The following is a 4271-nucleotide window of genomic DNA, read 5'->3' as shown; positions in this document are numbered from 1 at the left end:
GACCACCGGGGCCAAGCGCCGAGAGACGGCGCTTGTGGGTGATTTCCGACAGCGGGTTGGTCTGGTCCATGAACTGCGAGAGCTGCGAGGATCCGACGAACTCGCGCACGGCCGCGGCCGCCGGCTTCGCATTGATCAGGTCGTGCGGCATGACCGTGTCGATATCGACCGAGCTCATGCGCTCCTTGATGGCGCGTTCCATGCGCAGCAGGCCGACGCGGTACTGGTTTTCCAGCAGCTCGCCCACCGCACGGACCCGGCGGTTGCCAAGGTTGTCGATGTCGTCGATTTCGCCCTTGCCGTCGCGCAGGCCCACCAGGGTCTGCAGAACCGCCAGCACGTCTTCCTTGCGCAGGATGCGCACGTCGTCGGGGCAATCGAGCTCCAGACGCATGTTCATCTTCACGCGGCCGACGGCCGACAGGTCGTAGCGTTCGCCGTCGAAGAACAGCGACTTGAACATGGCCTCGGCGGCTTCCACCGTCGGCGGCTCGCCCGGACGCATGACGCGGTAGATGTCGAACAGCGCGTCTTCACGGGCGTTGTTCTTGTCGATCCGCAAGGTGTTGCGGATGTAGGCGCCCATGGTCGTTTCATCGACATCGAGGATGTCGAGTTCGCTGAAGCCCTGGTCTTCCAGGCCTTGCAGGACGGTGGCGTCCAGTTCGTCGCCGGCCTCAGCGTAGATTTCGCCGGTTTCGAAGTTGACGAGGTCGCGGGCCAGATATTTGCCGTTCAGCGCTTCGGGCGCCAGCAGCAGGGTCTTCAGACCGGCGTCGGCGAACTTCTTGGCGTTACGCGCCGAGATCTTCTGGCCAGCCGGCGCGATCTCTTCGCCCGTTTCGGCGTCGATCAGCGGATAGTCCGGCTTGGCTCCGCGCCAGCGCTCGGGCTTGTAGGGAGCCGTCCAGCCAAAGTCGCCCTTCTTCGGGTCGGTGCGCTTTTCGAAGGTGACGGTCTCGTAGAAGGTGGAGAGGATTTCCTCCCCGTCCATGCCCAGACCCATCAGGAAGGTGGTGGCGGGCAGCTTACGGCGACGGTCGATACGGACGTAGACCACGTCCTTGGCGTCGAACTCGAAGTCCAGCCACGAGCCGCGGTACGGAATGACGCGGGCGGCGAACAGCAGCTTGCCCGACGAGTGGGTCTTGCCCTTGTCGTGGTCGAAGAACACGCCTGGCGAACGGTGCATCTGCGAGACGATAACCCGCTGAGTGCCGTTGACGATGAAGGTGCCCTTCTCGGTCATGAGCGGGATATCGCCCATGTAGACGTCCTGCTCCTTGATGTCCTTCACGGAGCGGGCGCCGGTCTCTTCATCGGTTTCGAACACGATGAGGCGCAGCTTGACCTTCAGCGGCGCGGCGTAGGTCATGTCGCGCTGGACGCATTCTTCGACGTCGTACTTCGGCTCTTCGAACTCGTACGAAACGTATTCCAGCACGGCGCGTTCGTTGAAGTCCTTGATCGGGAAGACCGACCGGAAGACCGCTTCGATGCCCTCTTCGCGGCGATCGCCGGCGCGAGTCTCACGTTGCAGGAACTGTTCGTAGGAAGAGCGCTGAACCTCAATCAGGTTCGGCATTTGCACGGCTTCGGGGATGCGGCCGAAAGACTTACGGATCCGCTTTTTTCCGGTGAAGGATTGCGCCATTTTGTTCCCTTGAACGACGCGCAGAACGGTTTCCGCGCGTCTGGTCGAGTTGTCCTGCGCCCACCCTCGAACACCCTTGCGGGCGCCGGGCGCTGGAAGCCCCTGTTTCGCCAGGGGCGCTCCCTCGCATGGCCGGAGGGCGACGGGCCATGCCTCGGAGCGAACGCGCGCGAAAAGTCGCATCTGCGACGAATCGTAAATTTCGCGAAGAGGGCTAATTAGGCTTATTGCACGGACAAGGGAAGCCCCTTTCTCCGAAGAAAAACGGGGCGGCATGCGCCGACGGCGCTACGCCGTCCCATATGGTCCTCTCCCGGGCGCTCCCGAGGGGACGTCATCGATCTCTCTTTGCGAGCGGCGCGTCAACCAGTGAACCGCCGCCCCGGTCCCCTTCGAGCGGCGATCCACAGGAAATCATCCTGCGGTCAACCAGGGACATCGTATCGCGCAGGCGCCATGAGCTCGGCCTTGGCGGAACGGCCAACCGTCGCTGCGAAGCGCGCGTGGTACTCGGGGTGCTCAGTCCCGCGCCAGCGATCCCACCAGGTGAACCAAGGGGCGAAGTTCCAGCGGGCCATTCCATGGTGAAGGTCGTGGTGGACCGTGGTCGTGAACCAGTCGAAGGCCGGACGGCCGTCGGCCCGCGCCGGCATGAGCTCGTAGCCGGCGTGCAGCAGCGTATTCCGGAATATCTGGTGCATCATGAAGAAGGGGATGACACCCCACGGGGTCGGCACAATCAACGGCCAAAGCGCCACGAACCCCGCCATCACCACAGCCTCCCCTAGATCGAAGCTATAGGCGGTGAACGGCGAAGGATTGTTGCTGCGATGGTGGCGGACATGGAAGCGGCGGAAGAGCCGCAGGCGATGCATCGCCCGATGCGTCCAGTAGATGTAAGCGTCCTGCCCCACGATCATCAGCAGCAGGCTGACCACGAACCAGGTCGCCCCCCAAGCGCCCGCCATCACCGACAACGGATAGAGCCCCAGGCGGTCAAGGAACACCATCCCGACACCGATCGTGGAGAAGACCGCGATCGACCTGATGGAAAATAGGAACTCCAACATCAACTGGCGTGGCGGCGGCGTCTCGGCGCGCACCTTGCGGTGACGCAGCAGGCGGCCAAGGACAATCCAGAGCGAGAGCCAGGCCGCCACCGCAAACACCCCATAGCGCCAGATGTCCATTTTGAGATTGGCGACCCAGATCTCCGGGATGCCTTGAAACAGGTCCTGCATCTTCTTCCTCCTTGCCTGAATGCAAGGAGGCGAGCCGGGAGCCAGCGGCGTCTCGCCGAATTCGAACAATCCGCGCCGAGTTCGAAATCAGCCTGACTTTGACGAACTCGTCGAGGCGGCGAGGACGACACGTCGCCACTCGGTCGGCGTGCTGCCGGTCGCGGCACGGAAGGCTCGGTTGAACGGCCCGAGCGACCCATAGCCGAGGTCGAAGGCCACGGCCGAGATCGTTGCCCGCGCCTCCCCCGGATCGGCAAGCCGCTGCTTGGCCGCCGCGATCCGATAGGCGTTCAGGAAGTCTGCGAAGTTCCGATGCCCCAGGCGCTGATTGATCAGCCGGCGAACGCGATGCTCGGTCTCGCCGATCTGGTGGGCGAGTTCGCCGATGGTCAGCCTCTCCTGGCGCCAGAGCTCGGCCGCCATCAGGTCATCGATCTTCTGAAGCAGATGGCGGTCGATCGCCTCAGCCCGGGCGTCGGGCGCCGCGATCGGCGTCCGTGCGGCGCCAAATAGTTCCGGGCTCACTCGCAGGAACGATGCGGCGACGAACAGGATCAGGATCGCCAGAATGGTTCCGCCGTAAAGTTCACCAACTGTGAAGCCGAGCCAGGGTCCGCTTGGATAGAGCCGATAGGCGAACGCGATCAGGGTCTGCAGGACGGCGAAGACCACCAGCAGACCAAGCAGCACGGCGCGTAGCCCGCGCCGGGCCTCGAGCAGATCCCCGCGCCATCCCTTCGCCACCACGAAACCGGCGTGCAGCGCCAACAGCCCGGCTGCGACGTTGCGGGCGATCCAGAGCGGATCATAGGGCGGGGGTCCTGGGCCCATGATCACTCCGGAAATCCCCATCAGGATAGGCGGCAGAAGATGGATGACGCCGATTGGGCGGTCCTCGAACACCGTCCCGATGAACAGCCAGAACATGCCCGCGATCGGATAGGCCGGCAGCAGCAGCAGATAAGTCCGGTCGAACGCCCCCCAGAGCGGGCCGGACTCGGTGATCAGCCACGTCGCGATGCTGAGGCTGGTCAGCAGGGAGACGATCTTGGCCTGGCGATTGACGGCGCTACGCCAGGTCCCGGTCGCCAACATGACCACGGCGCCCGCGGCGATCCCGCGCACAAAGGGGTCCAATAGGGTCGCGGGGTCGCTCACAGCTTGACCGTAACACGACGCGCCTTGGCGTCACGTCAAAGAACATGGGCCTACGAAAACGGGCCCGGAGGTTTCCCTCCGGGCCCGTTCGACAACGCGAGAAACTCGCGAAGTCAGTCTTACTTCACTTGGACGGTCGCGCCGGCTTCGGTCAGCTTCTTGGCGATTTCGTCGGCGACTTGCTTCGAGACGTTTTCGACGACGTTCTGCGGAGCGCC

At 63.8% G+C, this 4271-nt stretch carries 3 protein-coding genes and 1 pseudogene; all 4 read right to left on the bottom strand.

The features are described from left to right. Positions 1–1654: pseudogene (locus tag Q7T84_RS06370) on the bottom strand (DNA-directed RNA polymerase subunit beta); the annotation flags it as partial. Positions 1655–2079: 425 nt separating this feature from the next. Then, positions 2080–2895, bottom strand: a complete 816-nt coding sequence (locus Q7T84_RS06365; protein WP_304806913.1) for a sterol desaturase family protein — start codon at positions 2893–2895, stop codon at positions 2080–2082. Positions 2896–2982: 87 nt separating this feature from the next. Next, a complete protein-coding gene (locus Q7T84_RS06360; RefSeq protein WP_304806911.1) occupies positions 2983–4020 on the bottom strand; it encodes an AraC family transcriptional regulator in 1038 nt (345 codons plus the stop codon). 152 nt (positions 4021–4172) lie between these two features. Next, positions 4173–4271: ribosomal protein L7/L12 (locus Q7T84_RS06355; RefSeq protein ID WP_304806914.1), on the bottom strand; the 99-nt coding region annotated here is incomplete at its 5' end.

The sequence above is a fragment of the Phenylobacterium sp. genome (assembly GCF_030654915.1).
GTDB lineage: Bacteria > Pseudomonadota > Alphaproteobacteria > Caulobacterales > Caulobacteraceae > Phenylobacterium.
Note: the sequence above shows the minus strand (reverse complement) of the source record. Positions and strands in the feature narration are given on the sequence as shown.

Bases quoted from the DNA above. Each gene is read 5' to 3' on its own strand.
- Q7T84_RS06365 (WP_304806913.1), bottom strand. From the start codon at position 2,895: ATGCAGGACCTGTTTCAAGGCATCCCGGAGATCTGGGTCGCCAATCTC.